Below are 17,283 nucleotides of genomic sequence, written 5' to 3'. Positions count from 1 at the left end.
GCGTTCACCCCAGCGCGGCTCGCCACGCGTCCTGGTGGCCGTCGAGGTAACCGGCGGTCGCGAGCCAGTACGGGCCGTCCTCACGCCAGATGCGCGACCACGGCTGCGTGCCGGTGTTCGCCCGCAGGAAGTCGTGCATCGCGCGGGCGCGGCGGCCGAGCGCGGCCGGGAGTTCAGCGCGTTGACGCTCATCGAGGTCGTAGCCGTCGGTGAACGCGCGCAGGCAGGCGGCGGACTCCGCGACCGGCCGGTCGGTGCGCAGGTCCGCCGTGGTCTGCGCGGTGTAGGCGAGGTCCCACACCGTCGACGCCGGCGCCGTGCCGTCCCAGTCGATCAGCACCCATCCACGCTCGGCGCGCACGATGTTCCACGGCGCGACGTCGTTGTGGCACACCAGCTCTTCGCGGTCCGGCGGAATGAGCCGCGGCCAGACCGCGTCCGGCGGCGGCACGAAGTCCGCCAGTGCCTGGTGCAGCTCGGCCAGCGCTCGGCCGAGCTCACGCAGGTCGGCGGGGGAGTACGGGCCGCCCACCTCACCCGGCACGAACTCCAGCACCTGCCGGCCACGCTCGTCGCGCCCGAGCGGCCGCGGCGCCGCGCGGAAACCGACCGAACGCAGGTGCGCCAGCACCGCGTCCACGGCCTCGGTCCACGGCCCCGCCGGGCGCCGCACTGTGTCCCCGACGCGGACCACGCCGCTTGTCACGTTCCCGACCAGCGGTTCTTCCGTCACGCGATCAAGAATCGCCGCTCCGTCAAGTGATTACCTCCCGGAGTCCCAGCGGGCAAGAACCTCCCAACGGACGTACCTCGCAAGTCGAACCCTGGCTACGTTCGAGCGCGTTGATCACCGTCTGGGAGGAAACGCCATGCGTGGAAGAGGTCGGGCCGGGCTCGGGTTGGTCGCGGCGGGAGTGGTGTCGGTGCTGGTCGCGGGGGTGGCGTCGGCCGCACCGCAGCCGGGGGCGCCGGGGGTGGGTGATCCGTACTACCCCAACGCCGGCAACGGCGGCACCGACGTGCTGCACTACGACATCCGCCTGACCTACCAGCCGGACTCCGACCGGCTGGCGGGCACGACGACCCTGCTGCTCACCGCGACGCAGGACCTGTCGCGGTTCGACCTCGACTTCGCGCTCAAGGCCAAGAGCGTGCTGGTCGGCAACGAGGCCGCGACCTTCGCCAACCAGAACGGCGACGGCGAGCTCGTCATCACGCCCGCGCACCCGTTGCTCAAGGGCCAGACCACCACCGTCGTCGTGGCCTACGACGACACGCCGTCCACCGAGGCCGTCGACGGGCTGCACGGCTGGAAGCACGGCGCGTTCGGCGCGCTGGGCGTCGACGAGCCGCAGAGCGCGCAGTGGTGGTTCCCGTCCAACGACCACCCGACGGACAAGGCCACCTACGACGTCTCGATCGAAGCGCCCGACGGCAACGCCGCCATCACGAACGGGACCCTCGTGCGCAAGACCCAGTCGCGCGCCGGCTGGACGCGCTGGAACTGGCGCAGCACGAAGCCGCAGGCCACGTACCTGACGTCGTTCGTCGTGGGCAAGTACGAGGTCAACCAGTCGACGACGCCGGACGGCAAGCCGTTCATCACCGCCTACGGCTCCGACCTCGGTGACTCGCTCTACGCGGCCAAGGCGAGCGTCGAGCGGACGCCCGAGATCGACGCGTTCCTGGCCGCGCAGTTCGGGCCGTTCCCGTTCGAGGCCGAGGGCGGCGTGGTCACCAGCGGCATCACGTTCTCGCTCGAGAACCAGACCCGGCCCACCTATGGGCTGAAGAACTTCGTTGCCGGCGCGAACACCACTCTCATCGCCCACGAGAACGCCCACCAGTGGTTCGGCGACAACGTCTCGCTCGGCAAGTGGAGCGATATCTGGCTCAACGAGGGCTTCGCGTCCTACGCCGAGTACCTGTGGTCCGAGCACGAGGGCGAGGGCACCACGGCCGAGCTCGCGCAGTACGCCTACGACTCCTACGCCGCCGACGACGCGTTCTGGCAGGTCCTGCCCGGCGACCCGGGGGAGGAGAACCAGTTCGACGGCGCCGTCTACGACCGCGGCGCGATGGCCCTGCAGGCCTTGCGCATCACCGTCGGCGACGACGCGTTCTTCGCCATCCTGCAGAAGTGGCAGGCCACCAAGGCCGGCGGCCACGGCGTGATCCCTGAGTTCGAGGCGCTGGCCGAGCAGGTGTCGGGCAAGCCGCTGCAGGCGTTGTTCCAGACGTGGCTGTTCACCAAGGGCAAGCCGGCGCTCGGCCCGAACGGTGCTTCGGCTGCTCGGGCGGCGGCCCACGCTCTGGTCAAGCCGAAGTCCTTCGACCAGATCCGGGCCAACCACCGCATGCTCGCCGCCGCGGGGGAACGGTGAGGCTCTACTGTGCCGATCGTTACCAATCCGAGCACAGTCACGGCCGAATGGCTTCGTAGCAACGGTTACGTGCCGAGTGGGGGTCGGCCTACTTTTGGCCGGATTGGTAACCTCGCGACGTGACGGTCAGGCGTGAGCGGGCGAGGCGCATCGGGTGGTTCGCCGTCCTCGGTGTCGCCTCGCTCCTCACCGTGATGTGCGTGAGCTTGCTCTTCGCGGCGATCCGCAACGACAACGCCATCGAGTCCCACCTCGGCACGGCCACGGCCACCGTCGAGTCCGTGAACTTCGATCGCACGATCATCCAGTTTCAGAGCCCGGACGGCATCGTCCACAGCCCGGCCAACGGCGTCCTCTACCCGTCCGGCCTCCTGGCGGGCCAGCTCGTGGCCATCGAGTACGACGTCACGAACCCCGACCGCACCGCCCGCGTCGCCGGCCGCACCGCGACGCTCACCCTCCTGCCGCTCGGCACGACGATCCTGTTCACCTGGCTGGTCGCGGGCCCGCTGATGTGGTGGCTGCGCCGCCTGATCAAGCGCGACCGGGCCGCCCGGGCGGCGACCGAGGTGCCGGAGGTCCCGGTCGCCTGACCCGAGTTGTTCGCGAGGTCGACGCCGGCGAGTGCCGGCGTCGCCGCCCGAACGCCGCGTCAGGTCGTGGCGACCGTCGCCGTCTCCTGCCACCAGCTCAGCACCTCGTCCGCGACGCCCGGAGCGGCCACCAAAAGGCCATCCGTCGGCAAGGTCGTGTCCTCGCCGTGCTTGTCGAGCACCACCGCGCCGGCCTCGATGGCCATGGCGACGGAGCCCGCGACGTCCCATTCGTGGTAGCTGTGCAGCACCGCCGCGGCGGCGTGGCCGAGCGCGACCTGCGCGATCGACAGCGCGGCCGAGCCCAGCACCCGCACGCCCGCGTGGGCGGCCGCCGCGCGCTCTATGAAGCCGCCCATCCCCGGCCACGGCCCCTTGCGGGCGAGCTCCGTGCAGACGATGGCGCCGGCCGTCACGCGGCGGTCGACGAGCTGGATCGGCTTGCCGTTGGCGCGGGCGCCGCGGCCGCGGGCGGCGGCGTAGATCTGCGCGCGGTACGGGTCGGCGACCACCCCCACCACCGGCCCGGACGCGTCGATCAGCGCGAGGCTGTAGGCGCACCACGGCACGCCGGCGACGTAGTTGGCGGTGCCGTCGACGGAGTCCACGACCCAGCGGTACTCGGCCACGTCGGCGCCGTGGTCGGCGCCGAACTCGTGGCCGACCACGGGTATCCCGGGGAACTCGGCCGTCAGCACCCGGCGGGTGTGGCGCTCGAGGATACGGTCGGTGTCGGTGACCCAGTCGAAAGGGGAGTCCAGGGTCGAGGGGTGGGCACCACGGCCCGCCGTCGCGGTGATCACGTCGGTGGCGTCGTTGGCCAGCCGGCCGGCCACCTCGAGAGCCCTCGAGAGCAGCCCCGGCTCCACGGGCTGCGACGGCCTGGAGGACAAGAGGGTCATGCCTGCTTAGTCTGGGCCGTCCTGGTTTCCGGGACACGACCTTGAGGTGACATGTCGTGGCGAATCTGGCGACGGACTGTATTCGGACCCGGACGCTTCGGAGTGTTCGAACACCGTTGGCCGAGCTGTCACGAAGGATTGGCCCAGGTCGCGCACGCCGGTGCGACAGTGGCCGGGTGCGAGTCGCCATAGTCACCGAAAGTTTCCTGCCCCAGGTGAACGGCGTGACGAATTCCGTGCTGCGGGTCGTCGAGCACCTGGTCGACCGCGCTCACGACGTGCTCGTGGTGGCGCCGGGACCGGGGCCCGAGTCCTACCGCGGCGCACCGGTCGTCCGCATCCCCGCGCTGGACGTGCCCGGCGTGCACTCCCTGCCGATCGGCCTGCCGACGCGCACCGTGCTCACGGCGCTCAGCGGCTTTCGCCCGGACGTGGTGCACCTGGCCTCACCCTTCGTGGTGGGTGCGCGCGGCCTGGCCGCCGCGCGGCGCCTGCGGGTGCCGTCGATCGCCGTCTACCAGACCGACATCGCGGGCTTCGCCACGTCGTACGGCTTCGGCATCGGCGCGCGCGCCGCCTGGCGCTGGGTGCGCCGCGTGCACTCGCGGGCCGACCGGACGCTCGCGCCGTCGTCCGACTCCGTCGAGCAGCTGCGGCTGCATGGCGTGCCCCGCGTGCACCGCTGGGCCCGTGGCGTGGACATCGACCGCTTCTCACCTTCGCACGCCGACCCGGCGTTGCGGGCCGAGCTGGCGCCCAACGGCGAGCTGCTGGTGGGCTTCGTCGGCCGGTTGGCTCCGGAGAAGGAGGTCGACCGCCTGGTGTCGCTGGCCGGCGTGCCCGGCATCCGCGTGGTCGTGGTTGGCGACGGCCCCGAGCTTCCGTCCCTGCGCGAACGCCTCCCCGGCGCGGCCTTCCTCGGCGCGAAGTACGGCGACGAGCTGTCCGTGGCCTACGCGAGCCTCGACGTGTTCGTCCACACCGGACCGCACGAGACGTTCTGCCAGGCCGTCCAGGAGGCCATGGCCTCCGGCCTCCCGGTGCTCGCGCCCGACGCGGGCGGCCCGAAGGACCTGGTCCTGCCCGGCCGCACCGGCTACCTGCTGCCCGCCGACCGGGAGGATTTCGGCCGCGCCCTCGTTGCGCGCATCGACGACCTGCGCGACGCGGCCCTGCGGGCGCGGCTGGGGGAGAAGGCCCGCAAGGTAGTGCTGGGGCGGACGTGGCCCGCGGTGTGCCGGGAGCTGGTGGGGCACTACGAGGCCGTGCAGGACCGGGCCGCGCGCGCGGCCTGAGCGATGCACATCGTCCAGCTGGCGAACTTCTACGGGCCGCGCTCGGGAGGGCTGCGGACGGCCCTGCACCACCTCGGCGCGGGCTACGTCGCCAGCGGGCACCGCGTGACCCTCGTCGTGCCGGGCACCCGGTATGCGGTGGAGACACTGCCCACGGGCGTGCGGCGGTACTCGCTGCCCGCGCCCCGGATCCCCGGCACGGGCGGCTACCGGGCCGTCGACCCGCATCGCGTGCGGTCCCTGCTGCGGCGGCTTTCGCCGGACCGCCTGGAGGTCTCGGACCGGCTGACGCTGCGCGGCATGGGCACCTGGGCTCGCCTCAACGGGGTTCCCAGCACGGTGATTTCCCACGAGCGTCTCGACCGTCTGCTGGAGCAGTTCCTCCTGCCACGGCCGGTCGCTCGCGGTATCGCCGACGTCGCCAACCGCCGGATGGCCGCCAGCTACGACACGGTCGTGTGCACCACGGCTTTCGCCCGCGCCGAATTCGACCGGATCGCCGCGCCCAATGTCCGCCGGGTCCCCCTGGGCGTCGACTTGGCGACCTTTGCGCCGACGATGCGCTCGGACTCATGGCGGCATTCCCTGGCCGGTGGCGCGGATGCCCTGCTTGTCCACTGTGGACGCTTGTCTCCCGAGAAACACGTGGAGCGCAGCGTGGATACGGTCGCCGAGCTGACGGAGTCCGGCGCCCGCGTGCGCCTGGTCATCGCGGGTGACGGGCCTCGAAGACGCGCGCTGGAACGCCGCGCCCGCGGCCTCCCCGTGACGTTCCTGGGATTCCTCTCCGGCCGCGACGAAGTCGCCCGCCTGCTGGCCACCGCCGACGTGTCGCTCGCCCCGGGCCCCCACGAGACGTTCGGCTTGGCCGCCCTCGAAGCCCTCGCCTCCGGCACCCCCGTCGTGGTCTCCGCCTCGTCCGCCCTGCGCGAGATCGTCCGCCCCGGCTGCGGCGCCGCCGTCGACGACCACGCCCCCGCCTTCGCCACCGCCGTCACCGGCCTCCTCGACAGCCCCGAAGACCTCCGCCGCGCCGCCGCCCGGGCGCGGGCGGAGGAATTCGCGTGGCCGGAGTCGGTGCGGGGGATGCTCGCCGCGCTCGGCTGAGGCCGGCCCGGGGTTGGGCGGGTGTTGGTTCGGGGTTGGTCCGTCGGGATCAATCCACTCTGGACCAGCCCACTCCGACCAGCTCACTCCGACCAGCTCACTCCGACCAGCTCACTCGGACCGACCTGGGCCCGCCGAACCGCGACCGCGACCGGTCCCTTCGCACCGCGCTACGGCCACGAGCGGACCATTCGCACCATCCGCGGCGCACGAGGGGACCGGGCGCGGCATCCGCCGGGCACGAGTGGACCGTTCGCGCCGTTGCTGGGTGCGAGTGGTCCTTTAGCTCCGCGCGGCGAGCACGAGGTGACTGCTCGTGCCGCGAACTGGGCCGCGAAAGGACGGTTCGCGCGATGCGATGAGCGCGGTAGGGCCGTTCAGTCCGGGTGCTGGGTATGAGTGGTCCGATCGCGAAGGGTTCCCTTGCGCCAACCCCGGCTCCGCTACCGGACCTTTCTTCGCGCCGCTGGCAGCGCGCGAGTGGATCGTTCGCGCCGCTGGCAGCGCGCGAGTGGATCGTTCGCGCCGCTGGCAGCGCGCGAGTGGATCGTTCGCGCCGCCAGCACCGCGCGAGTGGACCGTTCGCGCCACGGCAGAGGCGCGAGAGGCCCCCTCACCCCGAGCCAACCCCACGACCGGACCCCCACCGTCGTGACCCCGGACCACTCCCAACCCAGCCCACCTGACCAGCGCCTCAGCCACCCTCAGCACCCACCCCGCACACCACTGTCTAGATTCGAGGCATGCCCCGCGCCAGTCTGGACAAGGATCCGCACGAAGTCGCCGCGATGTTCGACGGCGTGGCGTCCGGTTATGACCGGGCGAACTCGTTCATGACGTTCGGGTTCGACCGGCGGTGGAGGACCACCACGGCGCGGGTGCTGGACGCCAAGCCGGGGGAGAAGGTGCTCGACCTGGCGGCCGGCACCGGCGTCTCCACGGTCGAGTACGCCCGCAGCGGCGCCTACTGCGTCGCGGCCGACTTCTCGCTCGGCATGCTGCGCGCGGGCCTGCGGCGGAAGCTTCCGATGGTCGCGGCCGACGCGTTGCACCTGCCGTTCGCGGACGACTCGTTCGACGCCGTCACGATCTCCCTCGCGCTGAGGAACTTCGTCGACACCAAAGCCGCCCTCACCGAAATACTGCGTGTCGTCAAGCCAGGTGGACGGCTGGTCATCTGCGAGGTGTCGACGCCCACGTTCGCGCCCATCCGGTTCATCTACCGGCGCTTCATCCTCAACCTGCTCACGTGGGTCGGGAGCCGCTCGTCGACGAACCCCGAGGCCTACTCCTACCTGGCCGAATCCATGCTCGCGTGGCCCGACCAGCGGGCGCTCGGCGAGATCATCGCGAGCGCGGGCTGGACCGAGGTCGAGTGGCTGAACCTCACATTCGGCGTCGTCGCCATTCACCGCGCGAAGAAGCCCTCCGTAGACTCGTAAACATGACGATCTCCCGCCGCAGCCCGGACCACGACGCCGAAGTGATCGTGGTCGGCGCCGGACCGGCCGGTTCCACCGCGGCCACGTACCTCGCGCGCGCGGGGGTCGACGTGCTGTTGCTGGAGAAGACCGAGTTCCCGCGCGAGAAGGTCTGCGGCGACGGCCTCACGCCGCGCGGCGTGAAGCAGCTGATCGACCTCGGGATCGACACGAGCGAGGAGAACGGCTGGGTCCGCAACCGCGGCCTGCGCATCCTCACCGGCGACCTCACGCTGGAGCTCGACTGGCCGGACCTCACCAGCTACCCGCCCTACGGCGTCGCCCGCACGCGCCAGGACTTCGACGACCTGCTGGCCAAGACCGCGGTCAAGGCCGGCGCGCGCCTGTACGAACGCACCACCGTCACCAACGCCATCACCAGCCCGTCCGGCCGCGTGATCGGCGTCGAGGCGAAGGTCGGCCCCGAGAAGACGCCGGTGAGCTACCGCGCGCCGCTCGTGCTGGCGTGTGACGGGGTGTCCGCGCGGCTCGCGTTGAGCGTCGGCATCGAGAAGAACGAGAAGCGCCCCATGGGCGTCGCCGTGCGCCGGTACTACAAGAGCCCGCGCCACGACGACCCGTTCATCGAGGGCCACCTCGAGCTGTGGGACCGCTCGGACCCGCGAAACCCCAAGCTCCTGCCGGGTTACGGCTGGGCCTTCCCGCTCGGTGACGGCACCGTGAATGTCGGGCTCGGCATGCTGTCCACGTCCGCCTCCTTCCGCAACACCGACTACCGCGCGCTCCTGCGCCAGTGGCTCGACGGCACGCCCGAGGAATGGGGCTACCGCGAGGAGAACGCCATCGGCAAGGTCGGCGGCGCCGGACTTCCCATGGGCTTCAACCGCACCCCGCACTACCGCGACGGCCTCCTGCTGCTCGGCGACGCCGGCGGCATGGTCAGCCCGTTCAACGGCGAAGGCATCTCCGCGGCGATGGAGTCCGCGCAGCTCGCGTCGGAGTTCGTCGTGCAGGCGCTGGCCCGCCCCGAAGGCCCTTCGCGTGAGCGCGCGCTGCAGGGCTACCCGCGCGCTGTCGGCGAGCTGATGGGCGGCTACTACCGCCTCGGCAACGTCTTCGCGAAGCTCATCGGCAACCCCAAGGTCATGCACGTGTGCACCAAGTACGGTCTGCGGATCAACAAGATCCTTCCGTTGGTGTACAAGGGACTTTCCGGCTGCTACGACGCCAAGGGCGGCGACGGCGTCGACCGCCTCATCGCGGCCCTCGCCCGCGCCACGCCCAGCCCCCGCTGACGCCCCTCGCTGCCTCGTGCAACGCAACCAACGCCGCATTGGGGCGCGTTGAGCGGAACGTGGGCAAGTACCCGGCTGGAGCAATGGTTGCCCGGCCGGTCAGGTGGGATACGTCACAAGATCACGTCCGGATTGTCCCCGGCCGGGCCGGTAATCAACCCCTTAATCGCTGGTCCCGCGAGTGCAACCCGCGCTGCACCGTCCTGACCGGGCGGCCAAGTTAGGTAAGCCTTATACCACGGCCCCTAGAGACGGCCGTGTGAGTCGCGTCCTACACTCCCCCCATGCTTGTGAATCGCTTCACATCCACGACGAGTGGCTTGTGAACTATTTCACAAGCACCCCTCGGCCCGGCCACGGGCCGTAAGGGTGCCCTGACCCTCGGCGGTGTGACCCAGCTCCCTTAGGGTGCCGACGAGGAAGCGGACCACCGCCCGAGAAGCAACCCGCAGCGGCGCGGAAAGGATGGCGAAGACCCCGTGCTGATGTTGCCCGTGCTGGCGCAGGCCGACCCCAGTGGAGCTGCGGCCGCGCCTGGCCTGAAGGTGTACCTGCCGCTCGTCCTGTTGTTCGTGCTGGCGCTCGGTTTCGCCACGTTGTCCGTGTTGCTGGGCCCGCTCGTCGGCCCCAGCCGCTACAACAAGGCGAAGCTCTCGGCCTACGAATGCGGGATCGAGCCTTCGCCGCAGCCGCTCGTCGGCGGCGGCCGGATGCCGGTGGCGTACTACATCACGGCGATGCTCTTCATCCTGTTCGACATCGAGATGGTGTTCCTCTACCCGTTCGCCGTGAACGCGAACGCGCTCGGTGTGTTCGGCCTGGTGGAGATCGTGCTGTTCATCGTTACGGTCGGGTTCGCGTACGCCTACGTGTGGCGGCGCGGCGGCCTGGATTGGAACTGAAGCCATGGGCCTCGAAGAGAAACTCCCCAACGGCATCCTGCTGGCCAGCCTCGAGGGCCTGGTCAACTGGGCGCGCAAGAACTCGCTGTGGCCCGCCACCTTCGGGCTCGCGTGCTGCGCGATCGAGATGATGACGGTCGGCGGTTCCCGCTACGACATCGCGCGCTTCGGCATGGAGCGCTTCTCCGCCACCCCGCGCCAGGCCGACCTGATGATCGTGGCCGGCCGCGTGACGCAGAAGATGGCGCCCGTCCTGCGCCAGATCTACGACCAGATGGCCGAGCCGCGCTGGGTGCTCGCGATGGGCGTGTGCGCTTCGTCGGGCGGCATGTTCAACAACTACGCCGTGGTGCAGGGCGTCGACCACGTGGTGCCGGTCGACATGTACCTGCCCGGCTGCCCGCCGCGCCCGGAGATGCTGCTCGACGCGATCCTCAAGCTGCACGCCAAGATCCAGGACGAGCCGATCAACGCCCGCCGCGCCGCCATCCGCGCGGCCAGTGGCGCGCGTACCGAGCTGATCGCCTCGTCGATCAAGTACGCGAAGAAGTGAGCCCGGTGGCCGACAACCCCGAAACCCCAGAAACCCCGCAGCAGCCCGAGCCGGGTGGCGAGCAGTCCAGCGCCGAACGGCCCGAAGCCGGCCTCGAGCCGCAGGGCACGACCCCCGCGGCTCCTGCGGAACCCGTTGTGGCCGGCCGCGCCCGCACGGGCATGTTCGGCGTCACCGGCAGCGGTGACACCTCCGGTTACGGCGGTGTGCGCCTGCCCGCCTACAGCCCGCCCCCGGCGGAGCGCCCGTACGGCGGCTGGTTCGACGAGTTCGCCGACGAGTTCTACGCGGCCTTGGCGGACAACAAGGTTCCGGCCGCGGCGATCCTGCAGACCACGGTCCACCGCGACGAAATCACCTTCTACGTCGACCGCGAGCACCTCGTGGAGATCGCGCGCGTGCTGCGCGACGACGCGGGCCTGCGCTTCGAGCTGCTGAGCTCGGTGTCCGGCGTGGACTACGGCGTGGACGTGCCGCAGCGCCTGCACTCCGTGTACCACTTCACGTCGATGACCTACCGGCGCCGCATCCGCGTCGAGGTCACCCTCGACGTGGACGACGCGCACGTGCCCTCGCTCGTCGGGCTCTACCCGACGGCCGACTGGCAGGAGCGCGAGACCTGGGACATGTTCGGCATCGTCTACGACGGCCACCCGGCGCTGACCCGCATCCTCATGCCGGACGACTGGGACGGCCACCCCCAGCGCAAGGACTACCCGCTCGGCGGGATCCCGGTCGAATACAAGGGCGCGGAGATCCCGCCGCCGGACCAGCGGAGGTCGTACTCGTGAGCACCGAGAACATGTCCGAGATCAACACCGCTCCCGAAGCCGACGAAGAAGCCTTCGGTTACGCCGATTCACGCGACACCACCGAAGGCCGCGTCTACACGGTCTCCGGCGGCGACTGGGACGACGTCGTCTCCGACGCGCAGCACGACGAACGCATGGTCATCAACATGGGCCCGCAGCACCCGTCGACCCACGGCGTGCTCCGGCTCGTGCTGGAGATGGAAGGCGAGACCGTCACGCAGCTGCGGTCGGTCATCGGCTACCTCCACACCGGCATCGAGAAGAACTGCGAATACCGCACCTGGACCCAGGGCGTCACGTTCGTGACGCGCATGGACTACCTCGCGCCGCTGTCCACGGAGATGACCTACTGCCTCGGCGTGGAGAAGCTGCTGGGCATCAAAGCCCCGCCGCGCGCGGAGCTGCTGCGTGTGATGCTGCTGGAGATCAACCGCATCGGCTCGCACCTGGTCTACATCGCCACCGGCGGCATGGAGCTCGGCGCCACCACGGCGATGACGCTCGGCTTCCGCGAGCGCGAAGAGGTGCTGCACCTGCTGGAGCACCTGACCGGCCTGCGCATGAACCACGCGTTCATCCGCCCCGGCGGTCTCGCGCAGGACATGCCGGCCGACTTCGAGGAGAAGGTCACCGCGTTCTGCAAGGTGATGGACAGCCGTCTTCCCTTGTACGACAAGCTCTTCACCGGTCAGCCGATCTGGCGCAACCGGCTCAAGGGTGTGGGTGTCCTGCCGGTCGACGCGTGCCTCGCGCTCGGCGTCACCGGCCCGATCCTGCGTTCGGCCGGCCTGCCGTGGGACCTGCGCAAGACCGAGCCCTACTCGCGCTACGACGAGATCGAGTTCGACGTCCCCACGTCGACCGACGCCGACTGCTGGGCGCGCTACCTCATCCGCGTCGAGGAGATGCACCAGAGCCTGCGCATCATCAAGCAGGTTCTGAAGATGCTCGAGCCGGGCCCGGTCATGGTGGAGGACAAGAAGGTCGCGTGGCCCGCGCAGCTCTCGATCGGCAGCGACGGCATGGGCAACTCGCTCGAGCACGTCAAGAAGATCATGGGCCAGTCGATGGAATCGCTGATCCACCACTTCAAGCTCGTCACCGAGGGCTTCCACGTGCCGGCGGGTCAGGTGTACTCGCCGGTCGAGTCGCCGCGCGGTGAGCTCGGGGCGCACCTGGTGTCCGACGGTGGCACCCGGCCGCTGCGCGTGCACGTGCGGGAACCGAGTTTCGTGAACCTGCAGTCGATGCCCGCGATGGCCGAGGGCGGGCTGGTGGCCGACGTGATCGCCGCGGTCGCGTCGATCGACCCGGTGATGGGGGGAGTGGACCGATGACGTACTCGACGGCAGTTCCGGAGCCGGGGCCGCACGGCGCGAAGACGACGCACATGGCGGCAGGCCCCGACACCGACGTGGTCGGCATCGCGCCCGACCCGGCCGCGGCCGAGGGCATCCTGGCCGACAACCCGCCGGTGGACCCGTTCGAAGAGGACACGCACACGCGGGCGAAGGAGATCATCGCCCGCTACCCGGTGGCGCGCTCGGCGCTGCTGCCGATGCTGCACCTCGTGCAGTCGGTGCAGGGGTACGTGAGCCAGGAGGGAATTTCCTTCTGCGCCAGGCACCTCGACCTCTCCGACGCCGAGGTCAGCGCGGTCGCGACGTTCTACACCATGTACAAGCGCCGCCCCTGCGGTGAGCACCTGGTGAGCGTCTGCACCAACACGCTGTGCGCGGCGATGGGCGGCGAGGCCATCTACAAGAAGCTCCAGACGCATCTCGGTTCCGAGGACGCGCCGCTGGGCCAGGAGGAGACGGCGGGCACGCCGAACGAGCCGGGCTCGATCACGCTGGAGCACGCCGAGTGCCTCGCGGCCTGCGACCTCGCGCCGGTCATCCAGGTCAACTACGAGTACTTCGACAACCAGACGCCGGAGAAGGCGGTGGCGCTGGTCGACGCGCTGCAGGCGGGCAAGAAGCCGGCCCCCACTCGCGGCGCGCCGCTGACGAACTTCAAGGGCGCGGAGCTGCAGCTGGCCGGGTTCTTCCCGGAGGACGAGCTCACCTATCGCGGGGACGTCGACGGGCCGTCGCAGGCCGTCGAAACCCTGCGCGGCGCCCAGATCGCGGCCGACCGCGGCTGGACGGCGCCCGCGACGCAGGATGTTCCGCTGCCTGAGTTGGAGAAGAAGTAATGCCCGATCCCATTACTCCGGTCCTCACGAAGCGCTGGCTGTCGCCGAACTCCTGGCGCATCGAAACCTACGAGCAGCTCGAGGGCTACACCGCCGCGCGCAAGGCGCTCGCGGGCACGCCCGAGCAGCTGGTGCAGGTCGTCAAGGACTCCGGCCTGCGCGGCCGCGGCGGCGCGGGGTTCCCGGCCGGCGTGAAGTGGTCGTTCATGCCGCCGAACTTCGACAAGCCGCACTACCTGGTGATCAACGCCGACGAGGGCGAGCCGGGCACATGCAAGGACATCCCGCTGATGATGGCCGACCCGCACTCGCTCATCGAGGGCTGCATCATCGCCTCGTACGCGATGCGGTCGAACCACTGCTTCATCTACGTGCGCGGTGAGGCCCTGCACTGCATCCGCCGGCTCAACGCGGCCGCGCGCGAGGCGTACGCCAAGGGCTACCTCGGCAAGAACATCTTCGGCACCGGTTTCGACCTCGAGCTGACCGTGCACGCCGGCGCCGGCGCGTACATCTGCGGCGAAGAGACCGCGCTGCTCGACTCGCTCGAAGGCCGCCGCGGCCAGCCCCGCCTCAAGCCGCCGTTCCCCGCGGCCGCCGGCCTCTACGCCGCGCCGACCACGGTGAACAACGTCGAGACCATCGCGAGCGCGCCGTTCATCATCAACGCGGGTTCCGACTGGTTCCGCGAGATGGGCCGCGAGAAGTCGCCCGGCCCGAAGATCTACTCGATCTCCGGCCACGTCGAGAAGCCCGGCCAGTACGAGTGCCCGCTCGGCACCACGCTGCGCGAGCTGCTGGAGCTCGCCGGCGGCATGAAGGACGGCATCCCGCTGAAGTTCTGGACGCCGGGTGGCTCGTCCACGCCGATGTTCACGGCCGAGCACCTCGACGTGCCGCTCGACTTCGAGGGTGCGGCCGAGGCCGGCTCGATGCTCGGCACCACCGCGGTGCAGGTTTTCAACGAGACCGTGTCCGTGCCGTGGGCCGTGATGAAGTGGACCGAGTTCTACGAGCACGAGTCCTGCGGCAAGTGCACGCCGTGCCGCGAAGGCACGTACTGGCTCGCGCAGATCCTGGAGCGCATGGTCGAGGGCCACGGCACCGCCGAGGACATCGACACGCTGCTGGACGTCTGCGACAACATCCTCGGCCGCTCGTTCTGCGCCCTGGGTGACGGCGCGGTGTCGCCGATCCAGAGCGGGATCAAGTACTTCCGCCAGGAGTTCCTGGACCTGTGCGAGAAGAACAAGGCCGCCCAGCCCGAATTGGTGGGAGCTCAGGCATGACGATCGCCCCCGACAAGCCGGCCACGCAGGAGACTCCCGTCCCTGAGGGTCACGTGAAGTTGACCATCGACGGTGAAGAGGTCATCGCGCCCAAGGGTGAGCTGCTGATCCGCACTGCCGAGCGGCTCGGCACGGTCATCCCGCGCTTCTGCGACCACCCGCTGCTCGACCCGGCCGGCGCCTGCCGCCAGTGCCTCGTCGAGGTGGAGATGGGCGGCCGGCCGATGCCGAAGCCGCAGGCCTCCTGCACGATGACGGTCGCCGACGGCATGGTCGTGAAGACGCAGCTCACCTCGCCCGTCGCCGACAAGGCGCAGCAGGGCGTGATGGAGCTGCTGCTCATCAATCACCCGCTCGACTGCCCGATCTGCGACAAGGGCGGTGAGTGCCCGCTGCAGAACCAGGCGCTGGCGCACGGCCGCACGGAGTCGCGGTTCGTGGACACCAAGCGCACGTTCCCGAAGCCGCTGCCGATCTCCACGCAGGTGCTGCTGGACCGCGAGCGCTGCGTCCTCTGCCAGCGCTGCACGCGCTTCTCCGCGCAGGTGGCGGGCGACCCGTTCATCGAGCTCCTCGAACGCGGCGCCCACCAGCAGATCGGCACCGCCGAGACGGCCGACGTACTGGACCTGGCCTCGCGCACCACGTCGGGCCAGCCGTTCCAGTCGTACTTCTCCGGCAACGTCATCCAGATCTGCCCGGTCGGCGCGCTCACGAGTGCCGCGTACCGGTTCCGGTCGCGGCCGTTCGACCTGGTGTCCGCGCCGGGTGTGTGCGAGCACTGCTCCTCGGGCTGCGCGGAGCGCACCGACTTCCGCCGTGGCAAGGTGCAGCGCAAGCTCGCCGGCGACGACCCCGAGGTCAACGAAGAGTGGCTCTGCGACAAGGGCCGGTTCGGGTTCCGCTACGTGCAGGCCGACGACCGCATCCGCCGCCCGCTGGTCCGCAACGAGGTCGGCGTGCTGGAGGAGTCCTCCTGGACCGACGCGCTGCGTGCCGCGGCCGAGGGTCTCACCAAGGCCCGGGACGGCAAGGGCGTCGGGGTGCTCACCGGCGGCCGGCTGACCGTCGAGGACGCCTACGCGTACTCGAAGTTCGCGCGCCTTGCCTTGCGCACCAACGACATCGACTTCCGCGCCCGCGCGCACTCGGCCGAGGAGCTGGCGTTCCTCACGTCGAACGTGCTGGCCACCACGCCGGAGACCGGCGTGACCTTCGGTGAGATCGAGCGGGCCCGCACGGTCCTGTGCGTGGCCTTCGAACCGGAGGACGAGGCGCCGATCGTGTTCCTGCGGCTGCGCAAGGCGGCCCGCAAGAACCGCACCCGCGTCGTCCACTTGGGACAGTGGACCACCTCGTCGGTGCGCAAGACCTTCGGTGAGCTGCTGGCCTGCGTGCCGGGTGGCGAAGCCGCCGCGGTCGACGGCATCACGCAGCACGCGCCGGACCTCGACTCCGCGCTGAGTGCCGAGGGCGCCGTGGTTCTGGTCGGTGAACGTGCTGCCGAGATCCCGGGCCTGTTCGACTCGCTGAGTGAGCTGGTCCGCCGCACGGGAGCCCGGCTCGCGTGGATCCCGCGTCGCGCGGGTGAGCGGGGCGCGCTGGCCGCCGGCTGCGTGCCGACGCTGCTGCCGGGTGGCTACAACGTGACCGACGCCGACGCTCGCGCCGAGGTCGAAAAGCATTGGGGCACCATGCTTCCCGCCGAAGAGGGCCGTGACACCACGGGCATCCTGGAAGCCGCTTCCGGTGGCGACCTCGATGGCTTGGTCGTCGGCGGCCTCGACCCCAACGACCTGCCCGACCCGGATCTGGCCCGCCGCGCGCTCGACAACGCGGGCTTCGTGGTGAGCCTGGAGCTGCGGACGAGCGAGGTCACCGAACGGGCCGACGTGGTCCTCCCGATCGCGCCGTCGGTCGAGAAAGCGGGCAGCTACCTCAACTGGGAGGGCCGCCGCCGCGACTTCGACATCACGGTCGAAGGTACCGGCGCACTCGGCGACGGCCGGGTGCTCGACACTCTCGCCGTCGAGATGGACGTGGACCTGTTCACGCAGACCCCCGCCGCCGCGGCCGGTGACTTCGCCAAGCTCGGCACGCACCCCAATGTGGCGTTCGGTGCGTTGAGCGCACCGAACGCCACATTGGGTGCGCTCAACGCAACCAACGCCACATTGGGGCGGTCGGTGCCGGTGCCGGGGGAGGGCCAGGCCGTGCTTTCCACCTGGCGGCAGCTGATCGACAACGGCTCGCTGCAGGACGACGAACCGCACCTCAAGGGCACGCAGCGCAAGCCCGTGGCCCGGCTCTCGGCGAAGACCGCCGAAGGCCTCGGCGCCGCGGTTCGCGTGTCCACCGAGCGCGGCTCGATCACGCTGCCCGTCGAGGTCGCCGACCTGCCCGACGGGGTCGTGTGGCTCCCGGGCAACTCCGACGGCTCCGCCGTCCGCGCCGCACTGGCCGCGGGCCACGGCGCGCTGGTGCAGATCTCCGGAGGTGAACAGTGAGCCCG

At 70.5% G+C, this 17,283-nt stretch carries 15 protein-coding genes; 13 read left to right on the top strand and 2 right to left on the bottom strand.

What is annotated here, in order from left to right; genetic code table 11:
- Positions 1-4: 4 nt before the first annotated feature.
- A complete protein-coding gene (locus QRX50_RS04845) occupies positions 5-733 on the bottom strand; it encodes a phosphotransferase enzyme family protein (protein WP_285970762.1) in 729 nt (242 codons plus the stop codon).
- A gap of 136 nt (positions 734-869) precedes the next feature.
- Between QRX50_RS04845 and QRX50_RS04840 the strand changes: the two genes are divergently transcribed.
- Positions 870-2,384 (top strand): M1 family metallopeptidase, encoded by a 1,515-nt coding sequence (locus QRX50_RS04840; protein ID WP_285970761.1) that lies wholly within the window; start codon positions 870-872, stop codon positions 2,382-2,384.
- 119 nt (positions 2,385-2,503) lie between these two features.
- Positions 2,504-2,977: a DUF3592 domain-containing protein gene (locus tag QRX50_RS04835; RefSeq protein WP_285970760.1), complete on the top strand. Its 474-nt coding sequence runs from the start codon at positions 2,504-2,506 to the stop codon at positions 2,975-2,977.
- 59 nt (positions 2,978-3,036) lie between these two features.
- Here the strand turns inward: QRX50_RS04835 and QRX50_RS04830 are convergent, their stop codons facing one another.
- Complete coding sequence (locus tag QRX50_RS04830) at positions 3,037-3,879, bottom strand: inositol monophosphatase family protein (RefSeq protein WP_220245973.1); 843 nt, start codon at positions 3,877-3,879, stop codon at positions 3,037-3,039.
- A 224-nt stretch (positions 3,880-4,103) separates the two neighbouring features.
- Here QRX50_RS04830 and QRX50_RS04825 point away from each other — a divergent pair, with 224 nt between their 5' ends.
- The 11 genes from QRX50_RS04825 to QRX50_RS04775 all read left to right on the top strand — a co-directional run bounded on the left by QRX50_RS04825 (position 4,104) and on the right by QRX50_RS04775 (position 17,278).
- Entirely contained in the window at positions 4,104-5,174 is a 1,071-nt protein-coding gene (locus QRX50_RS04825; protein ID WP_285970759.1) for a glycosyltransferase family 4 protein, read from the top strand.
- A 3-nt stretch (positions 5,175-5,177) separates the two neighbouring features.
- Positions 5,178-6,281 (top strand): glycosyltransferase, encoded by a 1,104-nt coding sequence (locus QRX50_RS04820; RefSeq protein WP_285970758.1) that lies wholly within the window; start codon positions 5,178-5,180, stop codon positions 6,279-6,281.
- A gap of 743 nt (positions 6,282-7,024) precedes the next feature.
- Entirely contained in the window at positions 7,025-7,723 is a 699-nt protein-coding gene (locus QRX50_RS04815; protein ID WP_285970757.1) for a demethylmenaquinone methyltransferase, read from the top strand.
- Between the two features lie 2 nt (positions 7,724-7,725).
- Positions 7,726-9,018 carry a geranylgeranyl reductase family protein gene (locus QRX50_RS04810; RefSeq protein ID WP_285970756.1) on the top strand — a complete coding sequence of 431 codons (1,293 nt, stop codon included), beginning with the start codon at positions 7,726-7,728 and terminating at the stop codon, positions 9,016-9,018.
- A gap of 485 nt (positions 9,019-9,503) precedes the next feature.
- Positions 9,504-9,920: an NADH-quinone oxidoreductase subunit A gene (locus tag QRX50_RS04805; protein WP_285974362.1), complete on the top strand. Its 417-nt coding sequence runs from the start codon at positions 9,504-9,506 to the stop codon at positions 9,918-9,920.
- Between the two features lie 4 nt (positions 9,921-9,924).
- Positions 9,925-10,473: a NuoB/complex I 20 kDa subunit family protein gene (locus tag QRX50_RS04800; RefSeq protein WP_220245978.1), complete on the top strand. Its 549-nt coding sequence runs from the start codon at positions 9,925-9,927 to the stop codon at positions 10,471-10,473.
- Positions 10,470-11,264: an NADH-quinone oxidoreductase subunit C gene (locus QRX50_RS04795; protein WP_285970755.1), complete on the top strand. Its 795-nt coding sequence runs from the start codon at positions 10,470-10,472 to the stop codon at positions 11,262-11,264. Before QRX50_RS04800 ends, QRX50_RS04795 begins: the two co-directional genes overlap by 4 nt.
- 11 nt (positions 11,265-11,275) lie before the next feature.
- Positions 11,276-12,622, top strand: a complete 1,347-nt coding sequence (locus QRX50_RS04790; protein ID WP_285974361.1) for an NADH-quinone oxidoreductase subunit D — start codon at positions 11,276-11,278, stop codon at positions 12,620-12,622.
- Positions 12,619-13,482 (top strand): NADH-quinone oxidoreductase subunit NuoE, encoded by an 864-nt coding sequence (gene nuoE, locus QRX50_RS04785; RefSeq protein ID WP_285970754.1) that lies wholly within the window; start codon positions 12,619-12,621, stop codon positions 13,480-13,482. Before QRX50_RS04790 ends, nuoE begins: the two co-directional genes overlap by 4 nt.
- The gene (gene nuoF / locus QRX50_RS04780) at positions 13,482-14,771 is read left to right on the top strand and encodes an NADH-quinone oxidoreductase subunit NuoF (RefSeq protein WP_285970753.1); all 1,290 of its coding nucleotides are present in this window, start codon (positions 13,482-13,484) and stop codon (positions 14,769-14,771) included. The genes nuoE and nuoF overlap by 1 nt, the downstream gene beginning before the upstream one ends.
- Complete coding sequence (locus QRX50_RS04775; RefSeq protein ID WP_285970752.1) at positions 14,768-17,278, top strand: NADH-quinone oxidoreductase subunit G; 2,511 nt, start codon at positions 14,768-14,770, stop codon at positions 17,276-17,278. Before nuoF ends, QRX50_RS04775 begins: the two co-directional genes overlap by 4 nt.
- Positions 17,279-17,283 lie beyond the last annotated feature (5 nt).

This window comes from Amycolatopsis sp. 2-15 (assembly GCF_030285625.1).
Classification (GTDB): Bacteria; Actinomycetota; Actinomycetes; order Mycobacteriales; family Pseudonocardiaceae; genus Amycolatopsis; species Amycolatopsis carbonis.
Note: the sequence above shows the minus strand (reverse complement) of the source record. Positions and strands in the feature narration are given on the sequence as shown.